11 protein-coding genes are annotated in these 16,687 nt (G+C 62.4%); 3 read left to right on the top strand and 8 right to left on the bottom strand.

All coding sequences use genetic code 11. The features are described from left to right. The first annotated feature begins 126 nt into the window (after positions 1–126). Positions 127–495 (top strand): endonuclease domain-containing protein, encoded by a 369-nt coding sequence (locus ASG55_RS00420; protein WP_056782898.1) that lies wholly within the window; start codon positions 127–129, stop codon positions 493–495. Positions 496–1,162: 667 nt separating this feature from the next. Here the strand turns inward: ASG55_RS00420 and ASG55_RS00415 are convergent. The 4 genes from ASG55_RS00415 to ptsP form a co-directional block, all read right to left on the bottom strand. Continuing rightward, positions 1,163–2,704, bottom strand: a complete 1,542-nt coding sequence (locus ASG55_RS00415; protein WP_056782896.1) for an alkaline phosphatase D family protein — start codon at positions 2,702–2,704, stop codon at positions 1,163–1,165. Between the two features lie 114 nt (positions 2,705–2,818). Continuing rightward, positions 2,819–4,552 (bottom strand): PTS fructose-like transporter subunit IIB, encoded by a 1,734-nt coding sequence (locus ASG55_RS00410; protein WP_056782895.1) that lies wholly within the window; start codon positions 4,550–4,552, stop codon positions 2,819–2,821. A gap of 11 nt (positions 4,553–4,563) precedes the next feature. Continuing rightward, complete coding sequence (gene pfkB / locus ASG55_RS00405) at positions 4,564–5,505, bottom strand: 1-phosphofructokinase (RefSeq protein ID WP_056782893.1); 942 nt, start codon at positions 5,503–5,505, stop codon at positions 4,564–4,566. After that, positions 5,506–8,367, bottom strand: coding sequence for a phosphoenolpyruvate--protein phosphotransferase (gene ptsP, locus ASG55_RS00400; protein ID WP_056782891.1), 2,862 nt, complete (start codon positions 8,365–8,367; stop codon positions 5,506–5,508). It lies immediately after the preceding gene. Positions 8,368–8,672: 305 nt separating this feature from the next. On the opposite strand from ptsP, the gene cra reads away from it, so the two are divergent. Further along, positions 8,673–9,668, top strand: coding sequence for a catabolite repressor/activator (cra, locus tag ASG55_RS00395; RefSeq protein ID WP_024011578.1), 996 nt, complete (start codon positions 8,673–8,675; stop codon positions 9,666–9,668). Positions 9,669–9,671: 3 nt separating this feature from the next. Further along, positions 9,672–10,448, top strand: coding sequence for a TatD family hydrolase (locus ASG55_RS00390; RefSeq protein WP_056782889.1), 777 nt, complete (start codon positions 9,672–9,674; stop codon positions 10,446–10,448). A 124-nt stretch (positions 10,449–10,572) separates the two neighbouring features. Here ASG55_RS00390 and ASG55_RS27570 read toward each other — a convergent pair whose 3' ends face one another. From ASG55_RS27570 to ASG55_RS00370, 4 genes are all read right to left on the bottom strand, one after another. Then, positions 10,573–11,262, bottom strand: a complete 690-nt coding sequence (locus ASG55_RS27570) for a methyl-accepting chemotaxis protein (RefSeq protein WP_370695133.1) — start codon at positions 11,260–11,262, stop codon at positions 10,573–10,575. 1,583 nt (positions 11,263–12,845) lie between these two features. Then, the gene (gene ampE / locus ASG55_RS00380) at positions 12,846–13,685 is read right to left on the bottom strand and encodes a regulatory signaling modulator protein AmpE (protein WP_056782885.1); all 840 of its coding nucleotides are present in this window, start codon (positions 13,683–13,685) and stop codon (positions 12,846–12,848) included. Beyond that, entirely contained in the window at positions 13,682–14,242 is a 561-nt protein-coding gene (ampD, locus tag ASG55_RS00375; RefSeq protein ID WP_056782883.1) for a 1,6-anhydro-N-acetylmuramyl-L-alanine amidase AmpD, read from the bottom strand. The genes ampE and ampD overlap by 4 nt, the downstream gene beginning before the upstream one ends. Before the next feature lie 64 nt (positions 14,243–14,306). Next, a complete protein-coding gene (locus tag ASG55_RS00370) occupies positions 14,307–16,484 on the bottom strand; it encodes a DUF1631 domain-containing protein (RefSeq protein WP_056782881.1) in 2,178 nt (725 codons plus the stop codon). Between the last annotated feature and the right edge of the window lie 203 nt (positions 16,485–16,687).

Raw genomic sequence — 16,687 nt, 5'->3', positions numbered from 1 at the left:
ATCCATAGCCATAATCACCTCGGTCGGCTCCCTCTCCCTCTGGGAGAGGGCTGGGCGGGCGGCGTTCCGATGAGGGAAATGGGCTACTGTTAAATCTCCACTCAACTTCACAAGGACCGTGAAGCCATGCCAAGCCGCCCTACCCTCGCCCAATTCGCCCGCCACTTGCGCACCAACCAGACAGATTGCGAACACCTGCTCTGGCAGCGCCTGCGTTCCCGGCAGATAGCCAACCTGAAATTTCGCCGACAGTTTCCATGTCCGCCGTTTGTGCTGGATTTCTATTGTGTGGAGTTGAGATTGGCGATTGAGCTGGATGGTGGCCAGCATTATGAGACGGCCGGGGTGGTTCACGATCGGCGCCGGTCGAACTTCCTGTCTCAACAAGGCATCGACGTCGTGCGATTCAGCAATCTTGAGGTGCTTCAGCAGATGGATGACGTGTTGGAGCAGATCATCAGAATTGCGGCAGAGCGGAAAATGCCCTCACCCTAGCCCTCTCCCAGAGGGAGAGGGGACTGATTGGGGGATGCTCGAGATCGACGCCGACCTGAGCGTTCTTCACTGAATCCAAAGCCATAATCACCTCGGTCTTCCAGGTCGATGCATGNGAGGGGACTGATTGGGGGATGCTCGAGATCGACGCCGACCTGAGCGTTCTTCACTGAATCCAAAGCCATAATCACCTCGGTCTTCCAGGTCGATGCATGACGCAAGACACCTCGGTCGGCCCTCTCCCTCCCAGAGGGAGAGGGGACTGATTGGGGGATGCTCGAGATCGACGCCGACCTGAGCGTTCTTCACTGAATCCAAAGCCATAATCACCTCGGTCTTCCNCTCTCCCAGAGGGAGAGGGGACTGATTGGGGGATGCTCGAGATCGACGCCGACCTGAGCGTTCTTCACTGAATCCAAAGCCATAATCACCTCGGTCTTCCAGGTCGATGCATAGCGCAAGACACCTCGGTCGGCCCTCTCCCTCCCAGAGGGCGAGGTGACTGATTGGGTGATGCTTGAAATCGACGCCGACCTGAGCATTCTTCACTGAATCCAAAGCCACAATCACCTCGGTCTTCCAGGTCGATGCTTAACGCGAGACACCTCGGTCGGCTCCCTCTCCCTCCGGGAGAGGGCTGGGGTGAGGGGCTTTTGATCCAGCGTGATTAAACAGGCTGCAACTTCTGCTCAAACACTGCTACCCCATCCAGATCCCGCAACACCACGCTCATCTCCCCGCTCTGCCCTTCGATATTCACCTCGCCAAAAAACTGAAACCCGGCAAACGGCGAGGTGTTCTGTGCGGGCGGTGCTTTCTCGAACACCACCTCTGGGCCAAACGTCTTGTCCAGTGGGTTCGGCCCGAAACTGCCGGCGTTCAACGGTCCGGCGACAAATTCCCAGAACGGTTCGAAATCCTGAAACGCCGCGCGGTCCGGATGATAGTGATGCGCCGCGCAGTAGTGCACGTCCGCCGTCAGAAACACGAAATTGCGCACCTGCTGCGCGCGCAGGAATCCGAGCAGCTCGGCGATTTCCAGCTCTCGCCCCTGCGCCGGGCCGGGGTCGCCGTTGGCCACGGCTTCCCAACGCGCAACGCCCGGACTGACCTCGCCGTCCGGCACGCCAAGGCCGATGGGCATGTCGGCGGCGATGACTTTCCACTGCGCCGTCGACGCCTGCAATTCACGCTTGAGCCAGTCCAGCTGCTCGCGGCCAAGAAACGGTTTTGCCGCGCCGAGGTTGGCATCGTTGGCTTCGCGATAGCTGCGCATATCCAGCACGAATACGTCGAGCATCGGCCCGTAACTGAGCTTGCGATAAATGCGCCCGCCGCCGTCCGCCGCTTGCAAACGCATCGGCGCATATTCCAGCCACGCCTGCCGCGCGCGGCCGACCAGCTTGTGGATATCTTTCTCCTGATAGCGTTCATCCAGCTGCTTGCCCGGCGACCAGTTGTTGACCACTTCGTGGTCGTCCCACTGCCAGATCTGCGGCACCTCGGCGTTGAAGCGGCGGATGTTTTCGTCCATCAGGTTGTAGCGATAGTTGCCGCGATAATCGTCAAGGGTCTGCGCGACTTTGCTTTTGGCTTCAGTGGTGACATTGCGCCAGATGCGCCCGCTTTCTGTGGTCAGTTGCGCGGGCACCGGGCCGTCGGCGTAGATGGTGTCGCCGCTGTGAATAAAGAAGTCCGGCAGGCGCAGGCGCATGGCTTCGTAGATGCGCATGCCGCCGATGTCCGGGTTGATCCCGAAGCCTTGGCCGACGGTGTCACCGCTCCAGACAAAACGGATGTCGCGTTTTGTCGTTGGCACGCTGCGCAGATGGCCGAACCACGGTTCGCTGGCGACGCCGCTCTGGGCATCTTCGAAGTGCACGCGATAGAAAATCGCCTGGTTGGCCGGCAGGCCGGTGAGTTCGACGCGGGCGGTGAAATCGCTGCGCGCATCGGCCAGTGGCGAGACGAATTTGCGCGGGTTGCCGAACAGGCTGCCGGTGTCCCACTCGACCACCATGCGCGCCGGCCGATCGCTGCGGCTCCAGATCATCGCGCGGTCGCCGAGCAGGTCGCCGGACTGCACGCCGTCGGTGAGCTGCGGACGATCCTTGACCGAGGCAATCACCGCCGGCGCCAGCCCCGGCAGCAACAGCCCGGCGCCGACCGCTTGCATGACGCGACGCCGACCGAGATTGAAATCGCTCATGGTGTTCTCCCTGCAAAAGGGAAAACTTAAGCACGGGTGTATGAACCCGCTATGACAATGCAGACTCCTGTGGGAGCGAGCCTGCTCGCTCCCACAGGGATTTGGTGTTGTCGGTCAGGCCTTGGCGGGCTCCAGCGGTAGCTCGACAGCCTCCGGCCGTTTGAGCAGCGCATACACCACCGCCGTGACCAGGCTCCCCGCAACAATCGCCAGCAGATACAGCAGCGCATGGTTGATCGCATTGGGGATCGCCAGCACGAACAAGCCACCGTGCGGCGCCATCAGTTTGCAGCCGAAGTACATCGACAAGGCACCGGTCAGCGCACCCCCGGCGATGCTCGCCGGGATCACCCGCAGCGGGTCTTTCGCAGCGAACGGAATCGCCCCTTCCGAGATAAAGCACAGGCCCAGCACGAACGCTGCTTTGCCGGCCTCGCGCTCGGTCTGCGCGAACTTGCGCCGGGCAATGAAGGTGGCGATGCCCAAGCCAATCGGCGGCACCATGCCGGCGGCCATGGTCGCGGCCATCGGTGCGTAACTCTGCGAGGCCAGCAGCCCCACCGAAAACGCATAGGCAGCCTTGTTGATCGGCCCGCCGAGGTCGACGCACATCATGCCGCCGAGCAATACGCCGAGCAGAATCGCGTTGGTGGTGCCCATGCTGTCGAGAAACTGGGTAAGCGCGGCGAGCATGCCGGCGACCGGTTTGCCGACCACGTAAATCATCACCAGGCCGGTGACCAGACTGGCCAGCAACGGGATGATCAGAATCGGCTTCAGCGCTTCCAGGCTCTGCGGCAATTTCACATAGCGGGCGATGGCTTTGGCAGCGTAACCGGCAATGAAACCAGCAATGATCCCCCCGATGAATCCGGCGCCCAGAGTGCCCGCCAGCAAACCGCCGATCATCCCCGGCGCAAGGCCCGGGCGGTCGGCAATCGAGTAGGCGATGTAACCGGCCAACAGCGGCACCATCAGCTTGAACGCGGTTTCGCCGCCGATCTGCATCAGCGCCGCCGCCAGCGTGCCTTCTTCCTTGTAAGCGGTGATGCCGAACACGAACGACAATGCGATCAGCAAACCACCCGCCACCACCATCGGCAGCATGTACGACACACCCGTGAGCAGGTGCTTGTAGACGCCGGTTTTCTCGGACTTGGCCGGGGCCTTGCCGTCGCTTGCCGCACTTTCGACAGCGCCTTCGGCCAAGGCTTTTTTCAAAGTCGCTTCAGACTGCTTCAGCGCAACGCCCGTGCCGCAGCGATAGATTTTCTTGCCGGCGAAACGCTCGGTGGCGACGTCGATATCCGCCGCCAGCAGCACCACGTCAGCCTCGGCGATGGCCGTTGCGCTGAGTGGTGTTTTCGCGCCGACCGAGCCTTGGGTTTCGACATGCAATTCATAGCCCAGGCGCTTTGCAGTCAGCTGCAACGCTTCGGCGGCCATGAAGGTGTGGGCGACGCCGGTCGGGCAGGCCGTGATGGCGACGATGCGCGGCGCACGTGGCGCATCAATCGCCGGTTCGACTGCGCTGGCCACGTAGACTTCGGCTTCTTCAGCACCGCGACGCAGTACCGCTTCGACATCCTGCAGCGCCTGCGCCGGAGCGATCTGGAACACGCGCTTGCCGACGAAGCGACTCATGTCCACCGCGCCAGTGGTGACCAGCAAGACCCACTCGGCGGCTTCGATGGTCGCCGCCGACAATTCGCGTTCCGGGTGTGCCGGATCGACCACTTCAACGCTGGTGCTCCAGCCCTGGCGCTGCGCCGCTGCATCGAGCAGGCGCGCGCACAGCACACTGGTGACCATGCCGTTCGGGCAAGCCGTAACAATGGCTAACTTCATCACAAACCCTCTTATTGTTCTGTCAGGGGGCGCACGCGCACGCCCTGTTCGAGCTGCGCCAGTTGCACAGCGTCGTTGATGCCAAAACCGATCTGGGTCACCGCCATCGCCGCAATCGCGGTGGCGGTGCGCAGGGTTTGCTCCGGCGTATCAGCACTGAGCAGACCGTGGAGCATGCCAGCCAGCAATGAATCGCCGGCACCGACCGTGCTGGCCACGCTGACTTTCGGCGGCGAGGCATGCAGGGCCGAGCCGACACTGAACCAGTTGACCCCGTCAGCGCCGTGAGAGATCACCACGTGCTCGATGCCTTGCGCATGCAAACGTGCGGCGGCTTGTGCTTCGGCGATCGGCGACACCACTTCGCAGCCAAGTGCGTGGGCCAATTCTTCGGTGTTCGGTTTGATCAGCCAGGGGCTGGCCTGCAACGCGACGCGCAAGGCTTCACCACTGGAATCGAGGGCGACTTTCAAGCCGAGCGCGTTCAAGCTTTCAATCAGCTCGCGCAACCATTGCGCAGTGACGCCACGCGGCAGACTGCCGGCGACCACCACCGCATCGTGCCCCGGTGCGATCTGCAGCAAGCGATCAAGCAAAGCTTGCTGCGCCGTTGCATCGACCATTGGCCCCGGACCGTTGATGTCGGTGATGCGTCCGTCCTGTTCGGCGACTTTGATGTTGCTGCGCGTCTCGCCCGGCACGCGGATGAACGCGTCGACAAAACCACGCTTGGCGAACAGGGTTTCGAACGCTTGCAGATTGTCTTCGCCGAGAAAGCCGCTGACGGTGACCTGATGGCCGAGATCCGCCAGCACCTGGGCGACGTTGACGCCTTTGCCCGCAGCGTGGGTGTGCATCTCCTCGCTGCGATTGACCTGACCGGCATCCAGCCGTGACAGCTCGACGGTGAGGTCGAGAGCCGGGTTGAGGGTCAGGGTGAGAATCTTGGCCATTTACAGGGCCTCCACTAATGCGCGTACTTCATTCGCGCTGCCCACGGCCAGGGCCTGTTGAGCGAGGGTTTGCGCCTGGGGCAGGCTGAGTTCACGGATGCGCGCCTTGACTTCGGCAATGCTGCGCCCGGACACGCTGAGTTCGTCGACACCGAGGCCGACCAGCACCGGCACCGCCAGCGGATCTGCCGCCAGTTCGCCGCAGACGCCCACCCATTTGCCATGGGCATGGGCGGCGCGCACGGTGATGTCGATCAGTTGCAGGACCGCCGGGTGCAAGCCATCCGCTTGAGCAGACAGGGTCGGGTGACCGCGGTCGATGGCCAGGGTGTATTGGGTCAGGTCGTTGGTGCCGACGCTGAAGAAGTCGACTTCCTTGGCCAGCACTGGCGCAAGCAACGCGGCCGACGGCACTTCGATCATGATCCCCAGCTGAAGATCGGCGACTGGAATTTCCAGACGCAGGCGTTCGGTCATGTCGCGGGCCTGGCGCCACTCTTCTACGCTGCCGACCATCGGGAACATGATCCGCAGCGGACGGTTGTCGGCCGAGCGCAGCAAGGCGCGCAGTTGCGCTTCCATGATCTGCGGCCGCTGCAGGGTCAGGCGAATGCCGCGCACGCCGAGGAACGGGTTTTCTTCCTTGGCGATCGGCCAATACGGCAACGGTTTGTCGCCGCCGACGTCGAGCGTGCGCACCACCAGCGGCCGCCCGGCCAGACCATCGAGCACGCGACGGTATTCGGCTTCCTGGGTTGCCTCGTCCGGTGCCTGTGGGTGGGCCATGAAAATCAGTTCGGTGCGCAGCAGACCAATGCCTTCGGCGCCCTGCTCCACCGCGCTGGTCACGCCTGCGCTTTCGCCGATGTTGGCGAACACTTCGACGGCGTGGCCGTCAGTGGTGTGCGCCGGTTGATGGCGTTGTTCGGCGGCGATCTTCAGGCGTTGCTCGCGGGTGTCGCGCTCTTCTGCGGCACGCTTGAGGGTCGCGGCATCGGCGTCGACATGCAGACGGCCACGCTGACCGTCGAGCAACAGCGGCGTGCCCGGTTCGAGCAACAGCACTGCCGCCCCCGCACCGACCAACGCTGGAATCCCGAGGGCACGGGCAACGATGGCGCTGTGCGCGGTAGCGCCACCGCGCGCGGTGAGAATCCCCGCCACTCGCGCAGGATCCAGCCGCGCGACATCGGACGGGCCGACTTCGTCCATCACCAGAATGTACGGTTGCTCAGGTTCGTTCGCGGTCTGCACGCCACACAATTGCGCCAGCACCCGGCGACCGATGTCGCGCAGATCGGCGGCACGCTCGGCGAGCAAAGCGTCCTGCAGCGACTCCTGCTGTTTGGCGGCGGCTTCGATCACTGCCATCCACGCCGCTTCGGCGCTTTCGCCTTGCTTGAGGCGGGTGTCGACTTCGTCGGTCAGATCCGGGTCGTCGAGCATTTCCTGGTGAGTGATGAAGATCTCGCGGATGGCTTTGGCCTTGCTGCGTTCGATCAAGCCCTGAATGTCGCGGCGCACGTCGCTCAGCGCTTGCTTGAGGCGCTCGCGCTCGATCGCGGCAGATTCGCCGCGCAACGGGTAATCGATGGCTTGCAGCACCTGAATGTGCGCCGGGCCGATGGCGATACCCGGTGCGGCAGGAATCGCCTGCAACAGGCTGCCGGACGCGGGAGCGACCAGCACTTCGGCGATGTCGGCGATCACTTCGCGCTGCTGACTCACGGCCGGCAGCGGCTCGACTTCCTCACCGAGGCCTTCTTCAATCGCCGCGAGCAAGGCCGGCAAGGCATCGCTGGCGATGCTCGGTTCGGCAATCAGCTCCAGCACCTGACCGCGCCGGGCGCCGAGGCTCAGCAGTTTGCTCAGGCTTTTCACCGACACGGCGCTGTCCTGGCTGTCGACGATGCGCACGCGAATTTCGCCGCCAAAACTCTTCGCCAGTTGCGCAAGAATTTTCGCTGGTCGTGCGTGCAAACCATGGGCATTGGCCAGGGCAATACGTGCACTCGGCCAGTCGGCCGGCAGTTCACCGCCGAGCACTTCGAGGACTTTGCGGCTGCTGGTGGCGCGGCCCAGTTCGTGGCCGCGACCTTCGATCAGCAACGCGCACAAACGCTCGAGCAACGCCTGATGCGCTTCGCCCAGACTGGCGAGGCAGAACAGTCCGCTGAGCGGCTGGCCGAGGTAGCGCATCGGTTTGTCCGGGGTGACGAACGCCAGTCCCGGACGCTTCACTGTCTGCTCGCTGTGCAGCCACCACAGGCCGTCGCCCAGGGGCAGCGCTTCGACTTGCTGCAACACGCCGGCAAAGCCGTTGCTCACACAATCGGCCTGACGCAGCAGACGTGCGCCGCGCCAGACCAGTTCTTCGAAATCGTCGGCCGACACGCCGAGGCCGATCATCTGCGCATCGAGCGCCAGTTCCTGCGGCGCGCCTTGCAGCAGCTTCAGCAGCGCTTCGGGCGAGCTGGCGCGACGCAGGGCCTGGCCCAGATCGGTCTCGCCGAGGGCGCGGGTCAGCAGTTGCAGCAGGCGCAGGTGTTCGTCGGATTTCGCCGCGATGCCGATCGCCAGATAAACGATCTGGCCATCGCCCCAGTCGACGCCGTCGGGAAACTGCATCAGGCGCACGCCGGTGGCGAATACCTGATCGCGGGTTTCCGGCGTACCGTGGGGAATGGCGATGCCTTGACCGAGAAAGGTCGAGCCCTGGGCTTCCCGGGCCTGCAGGCCGGCGAGGTAGCCGTCAGCTACCAGACCATCGGCGACCAGATGACTGGCCAGCAATTGCAGGGCAGCGGGTTTATCCACGGCCGACTGGCCCATGGATATCTGCTCTATAGTGAGCTCGAGCATGCGATCTCCTTTTTGGCGCAGTTCAACGCCAGGTATTGTTTTGAATGGTTCACAGCTTAGGCGCTCTGCCGCGCTTTTCAGCGGCAGTTTTGGCGGTTTCACGGCAGAACCGGTCAAAGGCGTCTAAAGCGTAGAAAATACGCTTGCTGAAACGTTTAATCTAGATTGATCGGCACGTTACTCGATAATGTCTCATCCTTGAAGTCCAACTGGTCGGATCTGCCCAGGCAATAAGTCGACTGCCCTTATCGGGTAGGATTGGCGAAAATGTCGCGGCATGCTCGAAAAAACAAGGAAATACCGGGTTGAAACTCAGTGATATCGCGCGGTTGGCCGGCGTCTCCGTCACCACCGCCAGCTACGTCATCAACGGCAAGGCCGAACAGCAACGCATCAGCAACGCGACCGTCGAGCGCGTGCGCGCGGTGGTCGATCTGCACGGCTTTACGCCCAATCCGCAAGCGGCCGGCCTGCGCAGTCGGCACACGCGCACCTTGGGCTTTATCCTGCCGGATCTGGAAAACCCCAGTTACGCGCGGATCGCCAAGTTGCTCGAACAAGGCGCGCGGGCTCGCGGCTATCAATTGCTGATCGCCAGTTCCGACGACGCGCCGGACAGCGAGCGCCAGTTGCTGCAACTGTTCCGCGCGCGTCGTTGCGATGCGCTGATCGTTGCCAGTTGCCTGCCGGCCGGTGATGACAGCTATCGCCAGTTGCAGGCCAAGGGGCTGCCGATCATCGCCATCGACCGGGTCATGGAACCGGAGCATTTCTGCTCGGTGATCAGCGACGACCGCGAGGCCAGCCTGCATCTGACCCAAAGTCTGCTCGATCCGCAGCCAAAGCAGATCGTGCTGCTCGGCGCACGCCCGGAGCTGAGCATCAGCCAGGAACGTGCCGCCGGTTTCCGCGCAGCGCTCAACGATTTCAAAGGTGAGGTGCTGGTCGAGCACGCAGAGTCGTTCAGCCGTGAGTGCGGCAAGCAATTGATGGAAGAACTCCTGCAGCGTCTGGGGCATTTGCCTGACGCACTGGTGACCACTTCCTACGTGCTGCTGCAGGGCGTGTTCGATGCGCTGCATGATTTCCCGCTGAAATCGCGGCCGCTGCGCCTCGGCACCTTCGGCGACACGCAGTTGCTGGATTTCCTGCCGCTGCCGGTCAACGCCATGTCCCAGCAACACCAATTGATCGCCGACAAGGCCTTGGAACTGGCCCTGGCCGCCGTCGAGCAGGATGACTACCAACCGGGCGTGCAAGCCATCGCGCGGACCTTCAAGCAGCGTATTCATCGGGACTGAATCGTGGAGCTGATCGACAGCCACACCCACCTCGACTTCCCAGACTTCGACGCCGATCGCGCCGAGTTGCTGGCCGAAAGCCGCGCTCTCGGCGTGCGGCGCATCGTCGTGCTGGGCGTGCATCAGGGCAACTGGCAACGGGTGTGGGATCTGGTGCAGAGCGATGCCGACCTGTACGCGGCGCTCGGATTGCACCCGGTGTTTCTCGATCAGCATCGGCCCGAGGATTTGCATGCGCTGGGGGACTGGCTGACGCGCTTGCGCGGACATCGTCAGCTGTGTGCGGTGGGCGAGATCGGCCTGGATTACTTCATCGAAAACCTCGATCGCGAGCGGCAACAGGCGTTGTTCGAAGCGCAGCTGCAACTGGCGGCGGACTTCGAGCTGCCGGCGCTGATCCACGTACGCCGCAGCCACGCGGCGGTGATCGCCACGCTCAAGCGCTTCAAGCTCAAACGCGCCGGCATCATCCACGCCTTCGCCGGCAGCCGTGAGGAAGCACGGGAATACCTCAAGCTCGGGTTCAAACTGGGTCTCGGCGGCGCACCGACCTGGCCGCAGGCATTGCGCATGCATCGGGTGCTGCCGGAACTGCCGCTGCAATCGGTGGTACTGGAAACCGACTCACCGGACATGGCCCCCGCCATGTTCCCCGGCCAGCGCAACAGCCCGGCGCATCTGCCGGCGATTTGTGCGGCGTTGGCCGAGCTGATGAATATCACGCCTGAACAACTGGCCAACGCCAGCACCGCCAACTGCTGCGAAGTCTTCGGCTGGTAACACTGCCGTCCCTTGTGGGAGCGAGCTTGCCCGCGAAAGCAATCTGTCAGTGACATCGTCAGTGCCTGCCCCACCGCCTTCGCGAGCAGGCTCGCTCCCACATTTTTGATCCGGTTCCAGCCTCTCAAACACGAAATGCGCTGATCAGTTGTTTGAGTTCAACCACCTGCGCCGACAGCGCGCGGCTGGCATCTTCGGTCTGGTGCGCACCTTGCGCTGTGCGTTCGCCGGCACGGTTGATCTCGACGATGTTCTGATCGATGTCGTGGGCCACGGCGGTCTGCTGTTCGACGGCAGCGGCGATCTGCTGGTTCTGATCGACGATCATGCCCACCGCGCCAAGGATGTTTTCCAGCGCCTGCTGGACCTTCTCCGACTGGCCCACCGTGCCGTTGGCCATCTGATGACTGACGCCCATGGCCTTCACCGCCGCGCCGACGCCGCCATGCAATTTGGCGATCATCTGCTCGATTTCTTCGGTCGATTGCTGGGTGCGCTTGGCCAAGGTGCGTACTTCGTCGGCGACCACGGCAAAACCGCGCCCCTGCTCGCCGGCTCGCGCGGCTTCGATAGCGGCGTTGAGCGCCAGCAGGTTGGTCTGTTCGGCGATGCTCTTGATCACTTCCAGTACACGGCTGATCGACTGGCTGTCGCTGGCCAGTTGATTGATCACCAGCACCGACTGATCGATTTCGCTGGCCAGCGCGGCAATGCTGCCCTGCTGCGATTCCACCAGCCCGCGCCCGCTGAGGGTTTCGTCGTTGACGCTGTGGGCGCTGCTCACCGCCGCAGCAGCACTGCGCGCGACTTCCATTGAAGTCGCCGACATCTGGTTCATCGCCGTCGCCACTTGTTCGATCTGCGAGCGCTGCCCAGCGACAGCCTGATTGCTCTGCGCCGACACGCTTTCGACCTGTCCGGCCTGACGCTCGACCTCGCCAACGGTGTGACCGACGCGCTCGATCAGGTCGTGAATCTTCTTCACCGTGCCGTTGAACACCTCGCCCAACTCGCCCAGTTCATCGCGGCTGCTGGCCTTGAAGTTGACGGTCATGTCACCAGCCGCGACCTTGTCCATCATCGCCCCCAGGCTTTTCAGGGTGGTGCGGGTCGAGGCGTAGAAACCGCCATAAAGATAGAAAATCAGCACAAAGACCACCGACAGCGCAGAGGCTTGCAGAATCATGTGCGTGCGGTTCTGCGCCAGACGCTGCTGCAACTGGCTGTCGAGAAATTTCAGCGTGGCCTGATTGAGCTGGTAGGTGTGTTCCATCAGCCCAGTGACCTGATCGTAAAATGCCTGCCACGGCGCATCGAGGGTGTCGGCCATCACCACTTGCTCTTCGAACAGCTCGCTGGCCTGCTTCAGCGAAGCCTTGCTGGTGTCGGCCTGGGCAGTGAGGGATTCGCGTGCGGCGCTGCTCGAGCCGAGGGCGTCTTGCAGTTTCAGGGCGTACTCGGCCTGGAGTTTTTCGATCTGCACCAGCAACTCGTCGAAACGCGTGCTCGAGGAACTGTTGAGAAAGCCCTGGCCCAACGAATACGAACCCATTGCCCGGCCTTCGCCGAGGGTTTGCGTGACGCTAGGGGTAATCAGCGTGACCAGTTCGCTGAGCTGACGAATGTCGCTCTGGTTGTCGCGGCTCAAACCGGCCTGACTGGTGATGATCTGGCTGAAAATCTGCGCACTGGCCAGCAACTTGCCGATCAACGCGCTTTTGCTTTGCAGCGAGCTCTCCGCCTGCTGGGCCTTGAACGCGGCGATCATTTCATCGCGTTTGGCCTCGAATTGCTTGATCTGCTCGGGGTCTTCGGTCATCGCCGTCAGCCCTTCGAGGCGCGCGAGCACGGCTTGCTCCAGCGCCTGGATCTGCGCCTCGACATTGCCGGCCTTGCCGGACTGGCCGAGGGTGACGTCGATCTGCACCAGATTGTTCAGGGTCTCCAGATCCCGGCGCAGGGTCAGGCTGCTGCCCAGCAAGTCGAGGCTCTGCAGTTCGACGCGGGTGCCCTGAAACTCGCGATAGGAATCGCGCACCAGATAGAAATTGGTCACCAGCATCGGCACCAGGAACAGCACGCTGATCAGGCTGAACTTCATGCCGAAGCTCAGACGGTTCATCAGCGAGACGGCGGGATAGAGCAAGCTCTTCACTGGAAGTCTCCCTTGGTTTTTCTTGTTTTTATTGGCTGGCGCGGGACGAGAGCAGATAGCCACTATCGGGCGCTATCTCTGTATAGCGTAAATCGGCGGGAGGTTTTGTAACTTAAGGTTAATGGCAATGCAGTGATCGCCAAATCAAAAGCAAAAAGATCGCAGCCTTCGGCAGCTCCTACAGGGAAATGCGTTCCAAGGTAGGAGCTGCCGAAGGCTGCGATCTTTTGATCTTGCTGTAATCAGTGAACCAGTACCGTCCACAAGGCAAACCCGGCATACCACAGCACCGCCGCACGCAGCAGCAGTTCCCACAGGCAATCGAGGGTGTTGATGCCGTCCGGGCCGACCACTGGCGGTGGAACTTCCCCGGCGGCCAGGCCGACCTTGTTGATCAACTGCGCAGCGCTGATGTTCCAGTTCAGCAGCTCATGCAGCATCACCCGGCTGACCGCAACGAAGTTGCCGACCAACGCAAGACTTGCCGCCAGCAAACGCACCGGCACCCAATCGAAAGCGTGACGCAATTGCGCAGCACGCTCGACCAGCGCCGGATTGCAGCCGTGCTCTTCGGCCAGCGCCAGCAAGCGATAGGCCAATGCCGCCACGGGGCCGAGGAGGAAGTACCAGAAGATCACCGCAAAAAAACTCTGATAGGCCTGCCACAGCAGATGCCCTTGCACCCGCTCGAGCAACTGCTCGCCGTTGTCGGCGCAGATATCCAGGTCGCGCTTGGCGACGTGCGCCGCCGCTTGCAGATCCTCACGACGCCAGGCGTCGCGGAACGGGCCGAGGCCGCCGAGCAGATCGCCACGCCCGAGGCTGTAAATCACCACCAGCAAATGCACCGGCAGCGCCAGCAGACCGTACGCCACAGGTTCCAGCACCAGCAGCAATAGCGCCAGCAACGCCACCGGGCACAGCACCAGAATCGTCAGCACCAGCCACGGTTGCCTGGCCAGCCGTTTGCTGTTTTCGAGTTTGTGCAGTTCGCGGATCCATCCGCCGTCGCGTTGAAGCCGATGGCGCAGGGCCGAAAACTTCTCGATCCACAGCGCCAGCAGTAACACCAGAAAACTCATTGTCCTTCCTCTTTTGCCAGGGCGGCGCGGTAGCGTGCCCAGTCGAATGCCGGTCCCGGATCGGTCTTGCGCCCCGGAGCGATATCGCTGTGGCCGCAGATACGCTGATCGGTGATCGCCGGAAAGCGTTTCTGCAACTGCCGGGTCAGCGCAGTCAACGAACAATACTGTTCGTCGGTGAACGGCAGATCATCGGTGCCTTCCAGCTCGATGCCCACGGAAAAATCGTTACAGGTTTCACGGCCCTCGAACACAGAAACGCCTGCGTGCCACGCCCGCTCCAGACAGGAGACAAACTGGGTGACCTTGCCGTCACGTTCGATCAGAAAATGCGCCGAGACGCGCAGGTCAGCGATGCCTGCAAAGTACGGGTCTTCGGTGACATCCAGACGATTCTGGAAAAATTCCTGAACCTTGCCCGTGGCGAATTGCGCCGGCGGCAGGCTGATGTTGTGGATGACCAACAGGGACACTTCGCCCGCCGGGCGCTCATTGAAGTTGGGCGACGGGCAGATCTGCACGCCATGACACCACCCGCTCGCGGGATCCAACTGCATACCGATTCCTTCAACGCCGACCATGTGGGCGCCCAGTATGCCGCGATCCGCCCTCACCGCGCGATCACTTGCCGCGATTGAGTCGCCGCAGGTCGCCCAGCACCGATTCCAGTGCGCGGTCGAACAGCAAGGTGTCATCCAGTGCGCGCGCGGCGCCACGGCTGAAAGCCAAGGCGAGGTCGGTGCGGCTGTGCTCCAGCACTTTCGTCCCGGTGCGGTCGACGAAGACATATTTGCCGGTCTCTTCGATGATCGCGGCGAGTTTGCAACGCAAGGTCTGTTCGTCGTCTGCGTCGAACACCACCCAGTGGCCCACACGCAACTGCTCGACCTGAGACAGACCGGCAGCGTCTTGCGCCAGGCGCGGCGCCGGGGTGGCTGTTGCCTGGCCGGCGCTGTGCTGCAAGACCTCGGGCGTGACTTCGATCAGCGGCGTAACGCTGTGCTCGGCATCGTCGGAACGCTCCAGCACGCGTACGTGCAGAGCCTCCAGTTCGCTGAAAAATTCGCTGGTGGCAAACGGGTCGAACGCGGTACTGCTCAGGCCATCGCGCAGTGACTTGAGCAACCCCGGGACCAGTGCCAGCAGGCGCAGGCTGGATTCGCCGTCGTCGTGGCGCTGCACGCTCCAGACCAACTGTTCCATGGTCTGCACGTCGGCGTGCCATTCGGCAGACTGATCGCCATGCTTGAGGCAGGTCAGCAACAGCACTTTGCTCCAGGCCTGCTGGACGAAACTCACTACCGTCGCCGGCAGCACTTTGCCCAGTAGCGCCTGTTGCAACGCCCGCGCGACACGCCGCTGAGCCAGCTCGGCCTTCGCCCGGCCTTCCTCGGCGTCCCGCAAGCGTTGTTCCAGCAGTTCAGTGCGACGACGTTCTTCCTGAGTGAAGGCGAGGAAGTCGGCGAGCAGTTCGGAGAAGATCGCCGGGTCGTCGACAAACTCGCTGAGCAAGCGCTGTACCACTTGCTCGATGCGCACATAGAGGTTGTCGCGCTCAGCGCCGTCGCAATCGCTCCAGCCCATTGCGGCCTCGGCGATTTCGTTGAGCAGGCGCCGCGCCGGGTGCGTGCTGCGGCTGAAGAAACTCTTGTCCAGCACCGCAACCTTGAGCATCGGAATCTGCAATCGGCCGATCAGCGCCTTGAGCGCATCGGGCACATTGCGATCGTCGAGGATGCAGTCGAAAACCATGGCGATCAGGTTGATCACATCTTCGTCGGCAGTCGCGACAACGCGGGACCTGCCGCTTCTGACGCTGACCCGGGTCAGCAACTGTTCGAGCTGATGACGCAGATCGAAATCTTCCTGAGCCTCCAGCGCCGGTACGTATTGCTGCAAGTGCGACAACAACCGCAGCAGGTCGCGGGTGTTGATCGGATGCGCCGGTGCGCCGGGCTCCAGGGTCGGTGTGACGCGGCCGCGGACCTGGGCGAGCAATTGCTGCATCGCGGCGAACACTTCCTCGATGCCTTCGTCCGCTGGCGGCTCGTCGAGATCTTCAATCAATGTGTCGCTGTCCGCAGGCTCGACCATGCGACGAGCCACGGCGGGCTTCAGATGTGGCAACACGCCGGTGGCGAGCAACAGCTGATTGGCCTCGCCATACAACTGCTCGGTGTCAGCCAGCACATAGCGTTCGAACAACTTGAGCAGGATCAGCTTGACCTTGATCTCGACGCCGAGGTTACGTCCGGCCTGCAGGAAATATTCGCAGAGCATCGCCGGACTCAGCGGATTGTGCTGATCGTCCAGACGCTTGCCGAGCATCGAGCTGAAGCGTGCGGTCAGTTGGTCGAGAGCGAAGCCGTCGCGCTTGAGCACACGGCTGACCATGGCCTGCACGGCCACGGTGCGCTCCATGGCATCGGTGCGCGGCGCCGACTCTTCGACCACCGGCGTGCGTGGCAGGGTGTTGGCGGCGGGGTCGTATTGGGTAAGGCCGGCGAAAGCCTCAAAGAACAGTTCAAGAAAGCCGCGCTCGATGTTCTTGCGCTTGAGGCGCAGATCGCGCATGGCTTCGAAAAAGATGTTCTGATCGACATCGTTGCGCGCCCGGTCGGCCATTTCGAACAGCGTGTCGTCGGCGTTATCGAACAGCTCCTGCAAATCGTGGCGCAGCTGCTGGGCAGCCTTGTCGCGAACCTGCAGCAGAATCACCGGCAAGCGGGCAAGCGGCGAGTGGTCCGCCAGATCGGCAGTCGCCCGGTGCAAAGGCACCACTTTCCCGTCGTTGCGCATCCAAGCCTCCTGGAACGGTGATTCGGTTCGTCGCTTTGACACTGCCCAACTGGACTCGTTCGTCAAAGCCATGACGTCAAATACAAGGCGGATTATCTGGCAAAAGAGGCCAGCGATGCTATAGGCCTCAGGGTTTCCCCTATACACCATGCCTCTCGCACTCAGCGCAGGAAAATCGACCAGATGCGTCAGGCACGAACGTT

Origin of the sequence: Pseudomonas sp. Leaf434, from assembly GCF_001425545.1 — a bacterium.
In the GTDB taxonomy this organism is placed as follows: domain Bacteria; phylum Pseudomonadota; class Gammaproteobacteria; order Pseudomonadales; family Pseudomonadaceae; genus Aquipseudomonas; species Aquipseudomonas siliginis.
Note: the sequence above shows the minus strand (reverse complement) of the source record. Positions and strands in the feature narration are given on the sequence as shown.